Below are 16,024 nucleotides of genomic sequence, written 5' to 3' on the forward strand. Positions count from 1 at the left end.
GCATGTAACGTCGTGTTGCGCCACTTCTGCAAGGGGTTGCCTTTGCGGTGGAATTGGCCAACCTCAAGCCCGCTCAACAGCGAGGAGATGGATGTGTCACACGAGCGCCCGCCCTCGCCCGTTCAGGATGTCCCGGCCCCGGCTCGGCCGCTTGAGATCGTGGCCGCCCTTGGCACGGGCGGATTGCTGACGCTGATGCTGCTGTCGAACAGCACCATGGCGGCGCATACCACGCCGCTGTTTTCGTCGCTCACGGCGCATGCGGTCGGAAGCATCATCGCTGCGCTGGCCCTTTGCGCAGTCTGGCTTTTGCGGGGGACCGCGCGTGCCCTGCCCCGCCAAAACCGTGCGCCGTTATGGGCCTATCTTGGCGGCCTTTCAGGCGCGCTGACTGTGATGCTGACCTCGGCCAGTGCAAATTCGGCGCTGGCATTGACCGGAACGCTGGCCATAGGCCTTGCCGGGCAGGTCGTTCTGGCACTGATTTTCGACCTGTTCGGGGCGATGGGGCTGGAAAGGCGGCGACCGCGAAAGCAGGACCTGATCGCGTTGCTGGCCATCATCGCAGGAGCGCTGATCATCATCCTTGCGCGGGGATTGGGGCAATGAGCGTGATGATCCTGCTGGCCTTTCTGGGTGGGGCGCTGGTGACATTGTCGCGCCAGATCAACGGGCGGCTGGCGGTCGAGACATCGGCACTGCAATCCTCGTTCTGGAACCACTTTGTTGGCTGCGCTGCACTGGCGGCGGTGACAGTTCTTGCAGGCAGCTTCTGGCCCGAGGGGGCGGCCACGGCGCCTTGGCTGGCCTGGATCGGCGGTGCCCTTGGCGTCGCCTTTGTGGCCAGCGGCAGCTGGCTGGTCCCGCGCCTGGGGGCGGCCATGACAGGTGGGCTGCTGGTGGCTGGGCAGATGCTTTCGGGGGTGGTGCTTGACCTTGTCCGGGGGGCGGACGCCATCCTGTGGATGCAACTCGCAGGCGTTGCGCTGATCCTGACCGGGGTAATTCTCAGCCGCCGATGATCACGGGGCATGGAAAGCGAATGTCGCGAGTGCTTCCCGCCAAGGCGGCGGTTCAGAAGGCTGGATGCGACACCGCGCAGCCTGCGGTCAGCTGAAATTTACACCCGCAGGGTTCGCGAGAAACTACCGGTCGCCTTCACCGCCAAAGGACAGCGCAATGGCGTTGACGGCCAGTTCGGCCAGCGAAATGCCCTCAAGGGCATCGCAACATTGCCGCCAAGCTTCCAAGGGTGACGCGCTACCGCATGTAAGTATTTCATGTAAAATTAATTATTTACGGCATCCTTGATATGCCGCCTTTCACGCGACGCAGTGGGATCGAACTCTCGATCGTCGAAACACCTGGAACCCGCGTCAGCCGTCCCGTCAGAAAGCTCTCGAAGTCAGCCAGACTGGCGGTGACCACCCGCAGCAGATAATCGCGGCTGCCGGTCATCAGCCAGCAATCCACAACCTCGGGAAAGGCGCGCACGGCGGTTTCGAACTTGGCCAGCGCCTCATCAACCTGCCGATCAAGCTGGACCGAGACAAAGACCGATACCCCATAGCCAAGGGCGGTCTCATCCAGCAGCGCGGCGTAACCGGTGATGACGCCGCTTTCCTCCAGCGCGCGGATGCGGCGCGCGACTGGCGAAGGGCTTAGGCCCACCTGATCGCTGATCTCCTGCACGGAGGCACGCCCGCTTTTATGCAAATGCCGCAGGATTCTTGCATCAATCCCGTCGATCTGGACGTTTGTCATAAGTCATTTCCATACTCGCACAGCTTTCCGCCAAGAATAGGCGCGGCATTGGCCGGAAACAGCGAAAAAATGCGTGGGCCGGGTGTTAAAGTCGAAGGCATCCGCGAAAGGAACGCCATGGCACAATCACATCTGAAGACCATCGAGCAGCGCCTGCTTTGGCTATCGCACTGGATGATCCATCAGGCCAACCACATCAGGCCCAAGCAGGACGGCATCAAGATCGGCGGCCATCAGGCTTCGTCGGCCTCGATGGTGTCGATCATGACCGCGCTTTATTTCTCGGCGCTGCGGCCCGAGGACCGCGTGGCCGTGAAACCCCATGCCGGGCCGGTCTTTCACGCGATGCATTACCTGATGGGCAATATCTCGCGCGAGAAGATGCAGGATTTCCGCGGTTATGGCGGGGTGCAAAGCTATCCCAGCCGCACCAAGGACGTGGATGACGTGGATTTCTCGACCGGCTCGGTCGGCTTGGGGGTGGCGATCACCTCTTTCGCGTCAATGGTGCAGGATTACATTGCGGCGAAGTCGTGGGGTCAGGATCGGCCGATGGGCCGGATGATCGCGCTGATGGGCGATGCGGAGCTGGACGAGGGCAATATCCACGAATGCCTGCAAGAAGGCTGGAAGCACGGCCTGCGCAATACTTGGTGGATCGTGGACTACAACCGTCAGTCGCTGGACGGGGTGGTGCATGAGGGGCTTTGGGAGCGGATCGAGGGCGTCTTTTCGGCCTTTGGCTGGGATGTGGTTCGGGTCAAATACGGGCGACTGCAGCGCGCGGCCTTTGCCGAACCCGGGGGCGAGCAGTTGCGGCGATGGATCGACGATTGCCCGAACGACCTTTATTCGGCGCTGACCTTTCAGGGTGGCGCGGTCTGGCGCGAGCAGTTGATGAACGACCTTGGCGATCAGGGGCCGGTCAGCGCGCTGATCAAGCGGCGCGATGATGATGAGCTTGCGGCCCTGATGGAGAACCTTGGCGGCAATTGCGTCGCTACCATGGCCGAAACCTTTGCCGCGATCGACCACGACCGCCCCACCTGCTTTCTTGCCTATACGATCAAGGGCTGGGGCACGCCGATTGCCGGTCACAAGGACAATCACGGCGGGCTGATGACCAAGGCCCAGATGACCGACTGGCAAAGCCGAATGCGCATTCCGGTAGGTCAGGAATGGGAGCCGATGGCAGGTGTCGCGGACCCCACCACGCTGCGCGCCTTTCTGGACAAGGTGCCCTTCTTTGCCGCCGGTAATCGCCGCTTTGCCGATGCACGCATTTCCGTTCCTGCGATCGAACCACCTGCCGAGCGCAAGATCTCGACCCAGCAAGCATTCGCCAAGATCCTTGACGATCTGGCCCGTGGCGACAGCGACCTGGCCGAGCGGATCATGACCACGTCTCCCGACGTGACCGGCACCACCGGGCTTGGGCCCTGGGTCAACCGCCGCAAGCTGTTCGCAAGGGATGCGCGCAACGACATGTTCCGGGCACGAAACATTGCCTCGACCGCAAAATGGGATTTCGCCCCGCAGGGTCAGCATGTCGAGCTGGGCATTGCCGAGATGAACCTGTTCCTGCTGCTGGCGGCGGCAGGTCTGTCGCATTCGCTGTTTGGCAAACGGCTTCTGCCGGTGGGCACGGTCTATGACCCCTTCGTCTGCCGCGGTCTCGATGCGATGAACTACGCCTGCTATCAGGATGCCCGCTTCATGATCGTGGGGACGCCTTCGGGCATCACGCTTGCCCCCGAGGGCGGCGCGCATCAGTCCATTGCGACGCCGCTGATCGGCATGGCGCAGGACGGGCTTGCGGCCTTTGAACCGGCCTTTGCCGATGAGTTGGCAGTGATCACCCGCTGGGCCTTCGACTACATGCAGCGCGAGGGCAAGCCGGACCTGTGCGAGCGGACCTGGCTGCGCGACGAAACCGGCGGTGCGGTCTATCTGCGCCTTTCGACCAACCCGATTGAACAGCCGGGTCGCCGCCATGATGACGCCTTTGTTCAGGGTGCGATCGACGGTGCCTATTGGCTGCGCCCGCCCGGACCCAACTGCGAGGTGGTCATTGCATATCAGGGCGTCGTCGCCCCCGAGGCCATCGCCGCCGCCGGCATGATTGCCGAGGCGCGCCGCGATGTGGGCGTGCTGGCCGTCACTTCGGCGGATCGGCTGAATGCGGGCTGGAATGCGGCGCAGCGCGTCCGTGCCCGAGGCAATCCGCGCGCCATCAGCCATGTCGAGCGCCTGCTGCGGCCGCTGTCGCGGGATTGCAGCCTTGTCACGGTGATCGACGGTCATCCCGCGACACTGTCTTGGCTGGGCTCGGTCCATGGGCATCGGACGATCTCGCTTGGGGTCGAGCATTTCGGCCAGACCGGGACCATCGGCGATCTTTATCGCCATTTCGGGATCGATGCGCAAAGCATCGTGGACCGGGTCGCAGGTCTGACGCCGGGGGCATGGATCAGCGCCCGTTCGGCCTGAAGGCATCGAATTTTCCGACCCTGCCAGCCCCGCGCCCATCGGTGCGGGGTTTCGGTTTTCCGGCATCAGGCGCTTGCCTTGGCTTACGCCAGAACAGGGCATTTTCCGGACAGATCTGCATCGAAAACAAGCTTCGGAAAAATCCTGATGGTCGGTTCGCAATTTTCATACCAATTGGTATGATCAAATGGTATGAAAATTGGCAGGACGCCACGAAGCCTGTCTTTCGCGGCGCAGCATGGGGGACAGATGAAACGTTACTGGGCGGACCATTCGAGCCTTGAGTTTTCGCAGCTTGATCGGTCCAGGCTGATCGCCGTGCTGCCCCTGGGCGCAATCGAGCAGCACGGACCGCATCTGCCGATGTCGGTCGATACCTGTTCGGTGGATGGCATCTGCACCCGGCTGGCCCGAGATCTGCCTGCGGAAAGCCCGGTGGTCTTCCTGCCGACCCAGGCTGTCACCAAAAGCAACGAACATCTGGCTTTTCCCGGCACTTTGACCCTGTCGCCCGAAACGCTGATCCGGGTCTGGACCGAAATCGGCGCCTGCGTGGCCCGTGCGGGCGTGCGCAAACTGGTGCTGCTGAACGGGCATGGCGGCAATGTTCCGGCAATGGACATCGTCGCGCGCGAATTGCGTGTGTCGCAGCAGATGATGGTTTTCTCGCTCAACTGGTACGCGGCGGGCATGCCCGAGGGGCTCTATTCGCCCGTCGAACTGGGTCACGGCATCCATGCGGGCGACATGGAAACCTCGGTCATGCTGGCCTTGGACCCCGACAATGTCCGCATGGACCGCGCCCGGAACTTCCGGTCGCGACTGCAGGACCTGCGCGAGACCCATCCCTCGATCGCGCTTTCCGGGCCGGCGCGGCCGGGCTGGATGATTCACGACCTGAATCCGGCCGGTGCCTGCGGTGAGGCGCATCTTGCCAGCGCCGACAAGGGCCACGCCACGCTGGACCACGCCACAGGGCGGCTGATCGACATTTTCCACGACATCGACCGGACGCCGCTGTCATGGCTCGATGCTAGCCCCGAATGGTGAGCCAATGACACAGCCAGCCCAGATCACCCTGTCCCATGTCGAAAAGCGTTTCGGCAATGGAACGCTGGCCCTGCGCGACATGAACCTGAGCATCCGCGAAGGCGAATTCGTCAGCTTCCTTGGCCCCTCGGGCTGCGGGAAATCCACCGCTTTGCGGATGATTGCGGGACTGCTTGAGCCAAGCGGCGGGACGATCACCGTGAATGGCCGCGAGGCAGGCGATGGCGGCGATGTCAGCTTCGTCTTTCAGGACGCGACGTTGATGCCCTGGGCCACGGTCTTCGACAATGTGATGCTGCCTCTCAAGCTGCGGGGCCTGGGCCGGGCCGAGGCGCGCGCGCAGGTCGAAGAGGCGCTTGGAATGGTCGGGCTGACAAAATTTGCCAGCTCCTATCCGCGCGAATTGTCGGGGGGCATGAAAATGCGCGTCTCGATCGCGCGGGCGATGGTGACAAAGCCCCGACTGCTGCTGATGGACGAGCCATTCGCCGCACTGGACGAAATGACCCGCTTCAAGCTGAACAACGATGTGCTGGAGCTATGGCGCAAGCAGGGTCTGACGGTGGTCTTTGTCACCCATTCGGTATTCGAAAGCGTCTACCTGTCCAGCCGCGTCGTCGTCATGGGCTCGCGTCCGGGCCGGGTCGTCCATGACCTGCCGATGCCCGAGGGGCCGCGGGATGAGCATTACCGAACGACTGCCCGCTATGCCGAGACCTGCCGCATCGTCACCGAGGCACTGGAAGGGACCATGGACCATGTCGACATCAACCACTGAAAGCATGCCCGTCGCGATCACGCCCACGGCCCCGTCCGCCGACCCCGCATTGCGCCGCGCGCGGCAGGAACGCCGGTTGCGACTGCTGCTGCCGGTCTGTGCCATCTCGTTTGCGCTGCTGACGTGGGAATTTCTGGTCTGGTACAACGAGGTCCCGCATTATCTGATCCCTGCCCCCAGCCTGATCGCCCGGACCCTGGTCGAAAACTTCGGTTCGCTGATGGGCAGCGCCTGGTTCACGGTCAAGCTGACGCTGATGTCCTTGGCGCTGGCCATCTCGGGTGGGGTGGCATTGGGCATGATCTTTGCCCTTTCCCGCCCGATCGAGATGAGCCTGTTCCCCTTTGCCGTGATCCTGCAGGTGACACCGATCGTCGCCATCGCGCCCCTGATCCTGATCTATGTGCCAGATACGTTCTGGGCATTGTTGATCTGCGCATGGATCGTCGCGTTCTTTCCGATCCTGTCGAACACCGCCATCGGATTGCGCAGCGCGGATCACAACCTGCGCGACCTGTTCACGCTTTACCGTGCGACGCCGTTGCAGCGCCTGCGCTACCTGCTGATCCCCTCTGCCCTACCCTATTTCATGGCCGCGTTGAAGATCGCGGGCGGGCTTGCGCTGATTGGCGCGGTGGTGGCGGAATTCGTCGCGGGCACCGCTGGCCAGAATACCGGTCTTGCCTCGCGCATTCTGGAATCCAGCTTCCGCAACGAAATCCCGCTGATGTTTGCCGCGCTATTTCTGGTCTCGGCACTGGGGATCGTGATTTTCCTGGTCACGTCCTGGTTGTCCACCGCCGTGCTGGGTCACTGGCATGAGAGCGAGATCAAGCGGACGCGATGACCAGCATGCTGCAACGTATCGTCACCGATCTGCAGGGCGTCCGGTTGGCCGGTCGCGCGGGGCACTGGGACCTGAGTGTCGCGGATGGCCGGATCGCGGGGCTACGCCCCTCGGAGCGGAACGGGGGTGGGCTGATCACCCCGCTTTTCGCCGATCCGCATGTGCATCTGGATAAGACCTACACGCTGCAACGGATGCCGCGCCGCGCCGGATCGTTGCATGACGCGATCGAGATGATGGCCCAAGATGTGCCGAACTGGACGCCCGAAGACATCCGGCAGCGCGCCCAACTGGCCCTGTCCCGTGCCTTTGCCCATGGCACCGGGCGCATGCGCAGCCATATCGACTGGCATGACGACCGCCCCCCCGCCGCATGGCAGGTGCTGGTCGATCTGGCGCAGGAATGGCAGGGGCGGATCAAGCTGGAATTGGCCTCGCTGACGCCGCTTGACGCATTCGCCACGCATGGAGAGGCGATTGCCCGCCGGATTGCGGCTTCGCGCGGCGTTCTGGGTGCCTTTGTCTATCGCAATGACAATCTGGCCGAGGGCGTGGCGCGGGTCTTTGATCTGGCCGAGCGTTTCGATCTGCCCCTTGATTTCCACGTCGACGAGGGCACCGATCCCTTGGCGCAGGGCTTTGACGCCATCCTGACCGAAACCGAGCGTCGCGGCCTTTCAGGTCGGGTGCTTTGCGGTCATGCCTGCGCATTGTCGGTGCGCCCGGCGGACGAGGTCGGGCAGCTGCTTGACCGCGCGGCGGCGGCGGGTCTGGGGCTGGTCGCCCTGCCTGCCTGCAATGCATGGCTGCAGGACGCGACGGGCGTGCGTACCCCGCGCCTGCGCGGCATCGCCCCGATCCGCGAGGCCCGTGCGGCGGGCATGCAGGTCATGTTCGGCTCGGACAATGTCTGCGATGGCTTTTTCCCGCATGGCGATTACGACCCCGCCGATGCGTGGCGGCTGGCCGTGCTGCTGGGCCATCTTGAGCCCGAGGACTGGCTGGACGCCGTGACGACGCTGCCCGCTGGCTGGTCCGGTGGTGCCGCGCCTCTCACTGAGGGCGCAGCCGCAGATTTCATCCATTTCGCCGTCAACAACGCCGATGAACTGGCCAGCCGTCCGACAGCAGGCCGCACGGTCTGGCGCGACGGCAATCCCATTGCCCCCCTGAACGGAGCCATCCCATGCTGACCGAAGCACGCCCGCCGCGCGCCGCTGCCCTTGCCGCGTTCAAGGCCGAAATGGACGGAATCCGCGTCCATGACGATGAAAAGACCCTTGAACTGCGCTCGCGCGATTATTTCTGGTACAGCCCGATCCTGAACGAGCAGCTTGAGGATTGCCGGGGCGAGCTTGTCGTGATCCCGACCTCGCAGGAGGAAGTGTTCCGCGTGGCATCTGCTGCTGCCCGCCACCGTCTGCCCGTGACCATTCGCGGTGGCGGCACGGGCAATTATGGCCAATGCGTGCCGTTGGATGGTGGCGTGATTCTGGACATGACGCGGCTCGACAAGGTGATCGAGATCACGCCGGGCCATGTCCGGGTTGAAGCCGGGGCAAGGATCTCTCGGCTTGACGACGCCGTGCATGAGACCGGGCAGGAGCTTCTGATGTATCCCTCGACCCGGACGCTGGCGACCATCGGCGGTTTCATCGCGGGCGGCTCGGGCGGCATCGGGTCGTTTCGCAACGGCATGCTGCGCGACAATGACAACGTGACCTACGCCCGGATTGTCACCGTCGAACCCGAGCCGCAGATCATCGAACTGCATGGCGAGGCGATCAACAAGATCCAGCACGCCTATGGCACGAACGGCATCCTGGTCGAGGTCGGCCTTGGCCTGACGCCCGCGACCGAGTGGGTGCATGTCGCGGCCTTGTTCGACGGCTATGACGCCGCCTTGGATTTTGCGACCGGGGTACAGGATCAGGGTCTGGACCTTTACCTGCTGACCTGTGTCGAGCGCCGTTTCTCGGCCTATTACCGCAAGCTCAAGGATCATTTCCCGGCGGATCGCGACGCCGTCTTCGCCATGGTCGCGCCTGCCGATCTCTCGCGCTTTCGCACCGAGGTCGAGAACGGCGGCGGCGCGGTGACATTTGCCCTGACCAAGGAGGAAATCCACCAGCAGGGCCTGCAACCGGCCTATGAGCTGGGCTGGAACCACACCACGCTGCAAGCGCTGAAGATCGACAAGGGCTGGACCTATCTGCAGGTGGCATATCCCCACCCCTTCGACCCCGCGCTGGTCCTGCGCCAGATGCAGCGACATGGCGACGAGTTGTTCTGGCATCACGAGATGGCCCGCGAACAGGGCCGCGTGCAGATCTTTGCCCTGCCGCTGGTGCGCTATCGCGGCAAGGACGAGATGTACGCGCTGATCCGCGAGCTTGAGGCCGATGGCTGCACCATCTTCGATCCGCATGTCTACACGATCGAGGATGGCGGCATGAAAACCATCGACGACACCCAGATCGCCTTCAAGAAGCAGGCCGATCCTTACGGCCTGATGAACCCCGGCAAAACCCGCGGCTGGACGCCTGAAATGGCGCTGGCCGAATGAACCAATAACCAAGAATACCGACAGGAGAGTCCCATGATCAACGGCAAGACCCTGATGCTGGCGCTGGCAGCCTCGGTCATCTCGACCACCGCATTTGCCCTGGACAAGGTGAAGTTCGGCACCAACTGGTTGGCCCAAGGCGGCCATGGCGGCTATTATCAGGCCGTCGCCGATGGCACCTACGAGAAATATGGCCTTGAGGTCGAAATCGTTCCCGGCGGTCCGCAGGTCAACAACCGGCCCATGCTTCCGGCGGGAAGGCTGGACTTCCTGATGGGCGGCAACCTGCTTCTGTCCTTTGACAACGTGCGCAACGGCATTCCGACAACGGTGGTCGCGGCGATCTATCAGAAGGACCCGCAGGCGCTGATGGCGCATAAGGGCAGCTATGCAAGCTTTGCCGATCTCGCCAAGGCGCCCAGCGTGCTGCTGGCCAAGGACGGGCAGTTTTCGTATTGGAAATGGATGGTCGACGCCCATGGTTTCCGTGACGAGCAGGTCCGCCCCTATAACTACAACCTTGCGCAGTTCCTGCAGGACAAGCAGATGGTCCAGCAATCCTATGCCACAGCCGAGCCGCTTTACGCCGCCGAGCAAGGCGCGCCGGTCGATGTCTTTCTGCTGGCCGATCAGGGTTGGTCGACCTATGCCAGCACCATCGAGACCCGCCAGCAGCTGATCGAGGAAAACCCCGAGCTGGTGGAGCGCTTCGTCAATGCCTCGATCGAGGGCTGGTACAACTTCCTCTATGGTGACCGCAGCAAGGCCTATGACGCGATCATGGCCGCCAACCCGGAAATGACCAAGGCCAAGCTGGATGCCGAGGTGCAGCAGATGATCGATCTGGGCATCGTTGACAGTGGCGATACGCTGGAAAAAGGTATCGGCGCGATGAGTGAGGACCGCCTTGCCGCCTTCCAGAAGCTTGCCGTCTCGGCCGGATTGATCGACGAGGGCGCGGTTGACATTGCCAAGGTCGCCGACCTGCGCTTCGTCAACAAGGGGACCGGTCTGGACATCCGCAAGACGCTGGCCGGTCATTGATTGCCCGCGGGCAGCGACAATCGCTGCCGCCCGGACCATGAACACCATCTGTCGGGACGCTACTCCGCGTCCCGCAGGTCAGACAGCAGGAGAGCCATGTCCAGCGCGAAACAAAGGCGGGAAGCGATCCACGACAGCATCCGCGATGCGGCTGTGGTCGAATTCGCACGCAATGGCCTTTCGGGGACGTCGACCCAGGCCATTGCTCAGGCCGCCGGTATCACCAAGGCGCAACTGCATTATTACATCACCTCGAAAGAGGATCTTTATCAGCAGGTTCTGGGTGACATCGTGACCCGCTGGAAAGAGATCTTCTTTCTGTCCACCTCGGCGCCGGACGACCCCCGCATCGTCATCGCCGACTATGTCCGGCGCAAGATACGCCATGCATTGCACCACCCCGAAGTCGCGCGCTTCTTCGCGCGCGAGATCGCTCGCGGCGCCCCTGAAATGGCGCGGCATTGGGGTCCGTTGCGCCAATCCGTGGATGAGGCCACGGCCATCATTCAGGGTTGGATCGATACCGGACGTATCCGTCCGCTCGATCCCCTGCTGTTTCAGATGAACCTTTGGGCGGTGACCCAGCATTACGCCGAATACGAAACCCAGGTCCGCATGTTGATGGACAGGCCCGCGCCGACGCTTCTGGACGAAACCCGCATCGTCGAAGAGGCGACCGCGCTGTTTCTGGGCCGTTGCGGACTTCTGGACTGAACCAGTTCCTCACCCCGCAAGACGGAGGACGCCTTGACCCATGTCCTGATCCTTGGTGCCGGTCAGGCCGGCGCCGCACTGGCCGCGCGCTTGCGCAGCCTGGGCCATGACGGGCCCATTACCCTGGTCGGGGACGAGGACGCGCCCCCCTATCAGCGCCCGCCGCTGTCGAAGAAATATCTGCTGGGTGAAATGACGCGCGAGAACCTGTTCCTGCGCCCTGAGCGCTTCTACACCGAACAGGGCATCACCTTGCGGCGGGGTCGCCGCGCCATCGCCATAGACCGGGATCGGCATCGTGTCGATCTGGACGGGGAATGGCTGAATTACGACCATCTTGTCCTGACCACCGGCACCCGCGCGCGACTTCTGCCTGCCGCAGCGGGCGGAGATCTGGCACAGGTCCATGCGCTGCGCGGGCTTGCCGATATCGACCGTCTGGCACCCGAACTGCGCCCCGGACGGCGTGTGCTGATCGTGGGCGGCGGGTATATCGGGCTTGAGGCCGCGGCCGTCTGTCGTCGGCAGGGGCTGGATGTCATTCTGATCGAGGCTGCGCCGCGCATTCTGCAACGCGTCGCGGGCGAAGAAACCGCGGCTTTTTTCCGCGACCTGCATCGCGGCCATGGCGTCGAGATATTGGAGGGAACCGGCCTGACCGCGCTGCATCCCGGTGCGCCCGTTCGCGCGGAACTCTCCGATGGCAGTCACCGTGAGATCGACTTCGTGATTTTGGGTATCGGGGTTCTGGCCAATGACGAATTGGCGTCGGATGCCGGGCTGGCTTGTGATGGCGGCATTGTCGTCGATGCGCAGGGTCGGACCTCGGACCCGCGGATATGGGCGGCCGGCGACTGCACCCGCCTGCCCTGTCATGGCAGGATGATCAGGCTGGAATGCGTCCAGAACGCCATTGATCAGGCCGAGACCGTCGCCGCCAACATTCTGGGGGCCGAGCAGGATTACCATCCCAAGCCTTGGTTCTGGTCGGATCAGCATGACATCAAGCTGCAGATTGCCGGTCTAAGTGATGGCCATGACAGCGTGATCACCCGACCGGGGGCGACAGGGCAATCGCATTGGTATTTCGCAAGCGACAGGCTGATCGCCGTAGATGCGATGAACGACCCCCGCGCCTACATGATCGGCAAGCGCTTGATCGAAGCAGATCGCTCACCCCTGCCCGATCAATTGCGCGACCCCGGTTTCGATCTGAAAACCCTGCTCTGATCCCCATCCCCGCAAGCCAAGGACCGCAATGACCCTGACCCCGCTTCTGCCCGCCTCGATCGCCCCGCCGTTTGGAAACTATTCCCACGGGATCGGAACAGAGACGCTGGTGGTCACATCAGGCCAACTGGCGCTTGCCGCGGATGGCTCGGTGCCCGCCGGGATCGAGGCGCAGGCCGAACTGTGCTTTGCCAATATCGCCGCCATTCTGGCCGAAGCGGGGCTGGATTTCAGCCATGTGCTGCGCTTTTCCACCTATGTCACCCGCCGCGAGGACATGGCGCCCTATATGGCGGTCCGCGACCGCGTGCTGGCTGGGCTGCCGGTAAAGCCTGCCTCGACCCTGCTGATCGTTTCCGGCTTCACCCGCCCCGAATTTCTGATCGAGATCGAAGCGCTCGCCTCTCGCTAAGCCGAATTCACGGCTCCTGAGTCGAAGGTTCATCGCTGGGCGCAAAACCTCCTTCGCTGTTTTCTTGGCCTTCGCGCGATGCATTGATCGCGGCTTCAAGCACCGGCCCCCAGGCGGCAAAGAAAGCCTCCGGTGGTGGCATGACCGAGACGACGACCTCGCAGCCGTCATAGGGTGGCGTGTCTGAGGCCGCCGCGAAGGTCACCCGCTGCCACGGTCCCGTTACGTCAAGACCACTGGCCGCAAGGCCGCGGGCGGCGTCGGCGGCAGCCGCCAGCAGCGCAAGGTCACCGGGTTCGTCCTCGACAAGCGTGACGGCAAGTGTGGCGCCTTCCGGGATCACTCCCGCAAAACTACCACCAGCCGGTCGCGTCATGGGGTCCACGTCAAACTGCCGCTCGGGACTGTCACCCAGCGACGGATCGGGCACAGGAAAGACCGCGTAGGGCACAGCCGGTCCCCCCGCATCAAGCTTGGCCCGTCTGAAGCAGACGATCGGAACCGGCCCGTCCCCATCGGCAAAGCGTTCGACCAGATGCAGCGACGGGATTTCGGTTTCCTCGGAATACCCCCCTTTCAGGGCCACCTGGACCGGGATGCCGCCGTCGCCAAGGACACGTATCGCGGCAGCAACACGGGCGACCAGATCCTTGTAGCCCACTCCGGCCAGAAGTCCGGCGGGCTCGTCACCGCCGCGATAAAGCCGCGCCGCCTCTTTGTCGGACTTGCCCGGCGCGACCTCCAGATCAAGAACAAGCCGTGCAAGGAACAGGTTGTCACAGGGATCGGCAAGCAGCGCCATCAATGCGTCGTCGTCGGGCATCGCGGGCAGAAGCGGACCGTCCGGTCCCATGTAGCGCATGGCGGCAGCGGTGACCGCGACCCTCGCCGTCGAAAGACGGATCTGGCCGATCCCATAGGACCAGTCTGGCCAGTTTCCCGAAATGTCGCGCCACAATCGGGCGATGGACAGTTCAAGGTCACGCCGCCACGCCGGACGCGCGTAGCTCTCGGCGGTGGCGATGCCGATCGCCAGCGGCGTCCGTCCACAACGGGCAACCGCGCCGGTATCGACGAAGGACCAAGGGTCGTCCGGCCCTCCCTCCTCCGGCTCCATCAGCCGGACCAGACCGACACGATGCATCGAGACGACCGCAAGGCGTTCGGCCGGAGACAGCGTCATGCCCTTTGCAACCTCATCCGCGTCCGAAGCGCCAAGATACAGAAACGGCGCAAGCGCTATGGCAAGCGCCAGCGCAATCACCACCGGCGCGAAAAGACGCCAGAGCGCCCGCCTCACTTCGACCCCGAGATGAGAAACGCGGCCACCCCGGCGGTGAACGCCGCACCGATCGAGCTGAGGATCGGGCGCATCAGCGGGTGATCCGCGACGGTTGCCAATGTCAAAGGCGGCCATTCTGCCGAGCGCGTCATGACGGCTTCGGCCGCCTCCGCGCCCGCCCGCGCGAACAGCGCATAGCCCGCGAAATAGACAAAATAGGCGATGAGAAACAGAAGTCGCTGCGGGGCTAAAGCCGGGTCGATCAGCAGGTCCCACATCAGGATATAGGGCCAGGCCATCAGCAGCGCCGAGAGAAAGGCCGCATATGTCAGGGTCAGGTCCAACTGCTCATCAACCAGCCGGTCGAGCCTCGCCGCGGACCCCCGTAACGCAGTCTGGGCGATCCGCGCCTGATAGATCAACGCGGCGAGCGCAAAGGCCACCACAAAGGGCAGCGCAAACTTGATCACGAGCGACTGCAGCCTGAGCACCGAGCGCTCATCGAACAGGAATGACGAGAAGGTGAAATAGAAGCGATCAGGCAGAAGCAGTGCAGCCGTCTTGATCGCCGCCAGATTCAGGAATGTCGCAACCAGAAACAGATGCGGATGGATCGACTTCATTCTGCCCTCTCTGCATATGCAAAGTGCGAATTGTCGTGCCGAGTCGCGCTGATGCGCCGAACAATGCCCGCAGGTTAACACATCTGGCCAACGACCGCTCGGACGATGGCGTCGAGAACCCCGCGCAATGCAGGAGAAGACGGCGTCTGGCACTTAAACAGCCTTGGGTTGCGTCTGGTGGCCCGACGCCGTGCGGACGGCGGCTTTTCCAGTTCACCGCACACAGCGGCTGCGTCGCCGTCATCCCGCTTTGGGCGTCGGTCGCCTTTCCGCGAAGCCGAATGACGACAAGCTGCAGGTGCAGCTGGCGAATTTTTCACAACACCGCCCCAAGGGCCGAGGAAAGTGAACAGCCCCGCGCGAATGGATGGTGGTGTCTTCAGTTGCCGATCCGAGGGCCCTTTGTTCGGGCCATGCGCACCAGCGTACCATCGCGCGACATCGCCTCGTGGAAGCCCACCATAACGACAATCAGCACGCCCGGCACCCATAGCAATCGCCATGTAAAGACCGCCAAGTTCGACCAGCCATCCGATATCGGGCGTGCGGAAAAGATCTCGAAGCCGAAAGATGCAAAACCCATGGGCCCGCATCAAGGCGATGACCGGCACCAGCAGCATGACGAGCTACAGCATGCCATGGCCTACCGCTGCCGCCTTGCCCAGCAACCCACCTCCATGGCTCGGTCGATTGCGTCGGTTGGCCCGCGCCCAGATCACCCGCGGAGCGATCAGAACCAGAAGGACGGGTCCGACAGGCTGATGCGATGTCACAAATGGCGATAGAAACGGCTGGCGGCCAAAGATCGACTGCAGCCCATCCCGAGAAATTGCCAAGCCAGCGATGCTCCTGTGCATTAACCGTGTCACGCGGCCATAGACCTCGAGCGTATCGAATAGCAATGTTCTTATCTCGGTCATGTCTAACTCACGGCGCTGGCCTGCTCTGGGTTCTAGGCTGTGAGAGCCTGAGAATGGCAGATCGTGTCCGCATGGTTCCGCGCCGCAGCAGGTGGATCTCGACGCGGCGACCATCGTGCCGCCATGGTCACGGAAGACATCCCGGGCGACGGACAGGCCCACTCTCGGTCGGGCAGCTGTTCTCGCCGCGCCCGACAGGCTCGCAAACCTTGAGCAATAGTGCGGCTGGAACGCCCGGACCTGTGTTCTCGATGTGGATCAGGGCGACATCTTGGCCGTGCGCAGTCATGGTCGCGCCTTGGCC

At 63.2% G+C, this 16,024-nt stretch carries 16 protein-coding genes; 12 read left to right on the top strand and 4 right to left on the bottom strand.

What is annotated here, in order from left to right; all coding sequences use genetic code 11:
• The first annotated feature begins 93 nt into the window (after positions 1-93).
• Both IB235_RS09765 and IB235_RS09770 read left to right on the top strand, forming a co-directional pair.
• Complete coding sequence (locus IB235_RS09765; protein WP_370576869.1) at positions 94-609, top strand: DMT family transporter; 516 nt, start codon at positions 94-96, stop codon at positions 607-609.
• Complete coding sequence (locus IB235_RS09770) at positions 606-1,022, top strand: DMT family transporter (protein WP_192336550.1); 417 nt, start codon at positions 606-608, stop codon at positions 1,020-1,022. Before IB235_RS09765 ends, IB235_RS09770 begins: the two co-directional genes overlap by 4 nt.
• A gap of 274 nt (positions 1,023-1,296) precedes the next feature.
• Here the strand turns inward: IB235_RS09770 and IB235_RS09775 are convergent, their stop codons facing one another.
• Positions 1,297-1,764, bottom strand: coding sequence for an Lrp/AsnC family transcriptional regulator (locus IB235_RS09775; RefSeq protein WP_155039290.1), 468 nt, complete (start codon positions 1,762-1,764; stop codon positions 1,297-1,299).
• A 117-nt stretch (positions 1,765-1,881) separates the two neighbouring features.
• Between IB235_RS09775 and IB235_RS09780 the strand changes: the two genes are divergently transcribed.
• From IB235_RS09780 to IB235_RS09825, 10 genes are all read left to right on the top strand, one after another.
• Entirely contained in the window at positions 1,882-4,254 is a 2,373-nt protein-coding gene (locus tag IB235_RS09780; protein ID WP_192336551.1) for a transketolase, read from the top strand.
• Between the two features lie 249 nt (positions 4,255-4,503).
• A complete protein-coding gene (locus IB235_RS09785) occupies positions 4,504-5,304 on the top strand; it encodes a creatininase family protein (RefSeq protein WP_192336552.1) in 801 nt (266 codons plus the stop codon).
• 4 nt (positions 5,305-5,308) lie between these two features.
• Complete coding sequence (locus IB235_RS09790) at positions 5,309-6,082, top strand: ABC transporter ATP-binding protein (RefSeq protein ID WP_155039293.1); 774 nt, start codon at positions 5,309-5,311, stop codon at positions 6,080-6,082.
• Positions 6,063-6,929, top strand: coding sequence for an ABC transporter permease (locus IB235_RS09795; RefSeq protein WP_225612152.1), 867 nt, complete (start codon positions 6,063-6,065; stop codon positions 6,927-6,929). The genes IB235_RS09790 and IB235_RS09795 overlap by 20 nt, the downstream gene beginning before the upstream one ends.
• A complete protein-coding gene (locus IB235_RS09800; protein WP_225612153.1) occupies positions 6,926-8,122 on the top strand; it encodes an amidohydrolase family protein in 1,197 nt (398 codons plus the stop codon). The genes IB235_RS09795 and IB235_RS09800 overlap by 4 nt, the downstream gene beginning before the upstream one ends.
• Positions 8,116-9,495, top strand: a complete 1,380-nt coding sequence (locus IB235_RS09805) for an FAD-binding oxidoreductase (RefSeq protein ID WP_192336553.1) — start codon at positions 8,116-8,118, stop codon at positions 9,493-9,495. The genes IB235_RS09800 and IB235_RS09805 overlap by 7 nt, the downstream gene beginning before the upstream one ends.
• Positions 9,496-9,528: 33 nt before the next feature.
• On the top strand, positions 9,529-10,539 hold the full coding sequence (locus tag IB235_RS09810) for an ABC transporter substrate-binding protein (RefSeq protein ID WP_192336554.1): 1,011 nt from the start codon (positions 9,529-9,531) through the stop codon (positions 10,537-10,539).
• A 96-nt stretch (positions 10,540-10,635) separates the two neighbouring features.
• The gene (locus IB235_RS09815) at positions 10,636-11,253 is read left to right on the top strand and encodes a TetR family transcriptional regulator C-terminal domain-containing protein (RefSeq protein WP_155039296.1); all 618 of its coding nucleotides are present in this window, start codon (positions 10,636-10,638) and stop codon (positions 11,251-11,253) included.
• Positions 11,254-11,286: 33 nt separating this feature from the next.
• Positions 11,287-12,483 (top strand): NAD(P)/FAD-dependent oxidoreductase, encoded by a 1,197-nt coding sequence (locus IB235_RS09820; protein ID WP_192336555.1) that lies wholly within the window; start codon positions 11,287-11,289, stop codon positions 12,481-12,483.
• A 28-nt stretch (positions 12,484-12,511) separates the two neighbouring features.
• On the top strand, positions 12,512-12,895 hold the full coding sequence (locus IB235_RS09825; protein WP_192336556.1) for a RidA family protein: 384 nt from the start codon (positions 12,512-12,514) through the stop codon (positions 12,893-12,895).
• Positions 12,896-12,902: 7 nt separating this feature from the next.
• On the opposite strand, the gene IB235_RS09830 is transcribed toward IB235_RS09825, so the two are convergent.
• The 3 genes from IB235_RS09830 to IB235_RS25100 form a co-directional block, all read right to left on the bottom strand.
• Positions 12,903-14,195, bottom strand: coding sequence for a hypothetical protein (locus tag IB235_RS09830; protein ID WP_192336557.1), 1,293 nt, complete (start codon positions 14,193-14,195; stop codon positions 12,903-12,905).
• Entirely contained in the window at positions 14,192-14,800 is a 609-nt protein-coding gene (locus tag IB235_RS09835; protein ID WP_192336558.1) for a hypothetical protein, read from the bottom strand. The genes IB235_RS09830 and IB235_RS09835 overlap by 4 nt, the downstream gene beginning before the upstream one ends.
• A gap of 379 nt (positions 14,801-15,179) precedes the next feature.
• Positions 15,180-15,383 carry a hypothetical protein gene (locus IB235_RS25100; protein ID WP_225612155.1) on the bottom strand — a complete coding sequence of 68 codons (204 nt, stop codon included), beginning with the start codon at positions 15,381-15,383 and terminating at the stop codon, positions 15,180-15,182.
• Positions 15,384-16,024: the final 641 nt, after the last annotated feature.

The sequence above is a fragment of the Paracoccus sp. PAR01 genome (assembly GCF_014851995.1).
GTDB classification, from domain to species: Bacteria; Pseudomonadota; Alphaproteobacteria; order Rhodobacterales; family Rhodobacteraceae; genus Paracoccus; species Paracoccus litorisediminis.

Excerpts from the sequence above, each read along its gene's own strand:
- IB235_RS09770 (WP_192336550.1), top strand. The coding sequence starts at position 606 with ATGAGCGTGATGATCCTGCTGGCCTTTCTGGGTGGGGCGCTGGTGACA.
- IB235_RS09780 (WP_192336551.1), top strand. The coding sequence starts at position 1,882 with ATGGCACAATCACATCTGAAGACCATCGAGCAGCGCCTGCTTTGGCTA.
- IB235_RS09785 (WP_192336552.1), top strand. The coding sequence starts at position 4,504 with ATGAAACGTTACTGGGCGGACCATTCGAGCCTTGAGTTTTCGCAGCTT.
- IB235_RS25100 (WP_225612155.1), bottom strand. The coding sequence starts at position 15,383 with ATGGGTTTTGCATCTTTCGGCTTCGAGATCTTTTCCGCACGCCCGATA.
- IB235_RS09835 (WP_192336558.1), bottom strand. The coding sequence starts at position 14,800 with ATGAAGTCGATCCATCCGCATCTGTTTCTGGTTGCGACATTCCTGAAT.
- IB235_RS09810 (WP_192336554.1), top strand. The coding sequence starts at position 9,529 with ATGATCAACGGCAAGACCCTGATGCTGGCGCTGGCAGCCTCGGTCATC.
- IB235_RS09825 (WP_192336556.1), top strand. The coding sequence starts at position 12,512 with ATGACCCTGACCCCGCTTCTGCCCGCCTCGATCGCCCCGCCGTTTGGA.
- IB235_RS09805 (WP_192336553.1), top strand. The coding sequence starts at position 8,116 with ATGCTGACCGAAGCACGCCCGCCGCGCGCCGCTGCCCTTGCCGCGTTC.
- IB235_RS09775 (WP_155039290.1), bottom strand. The coding sequence starts at position 1,764 with ATGACAAACGTCCAGATCGACGGGATTGATGCAAGAATCCTGCGGCAT.
- IB235_RS09795 (WP_225612152.1), top strand. The coding sequence starts at position 6,063 with ATGTCGACATCAACCACTGAAAGCATGCCCGTCGCGATCACGCCCACG.
- IB235_RS09800 (WP_225612153.1), top strand. The coding sequence starts at position 6,926 with ATGACCAGCATGCTGCAACGTATCGTCACCGATCTGCAGGGCGTCCGG.
- IB235_RS09815 (WP_155039296.1), top strand. The coding sequence starts at position 10,636 with ATGTCCAGCGCGAAACAAAGGCGGGAAGCGATCCACGACAGCATCCGC.
- IB235_RS09790 (WP_155039293.1), top strand. The coding sequence starts at position 5,309 with ATGACACAGCCAGCCCAGATCACCCTGTCCCATGTCGAAAAGCGTTTC.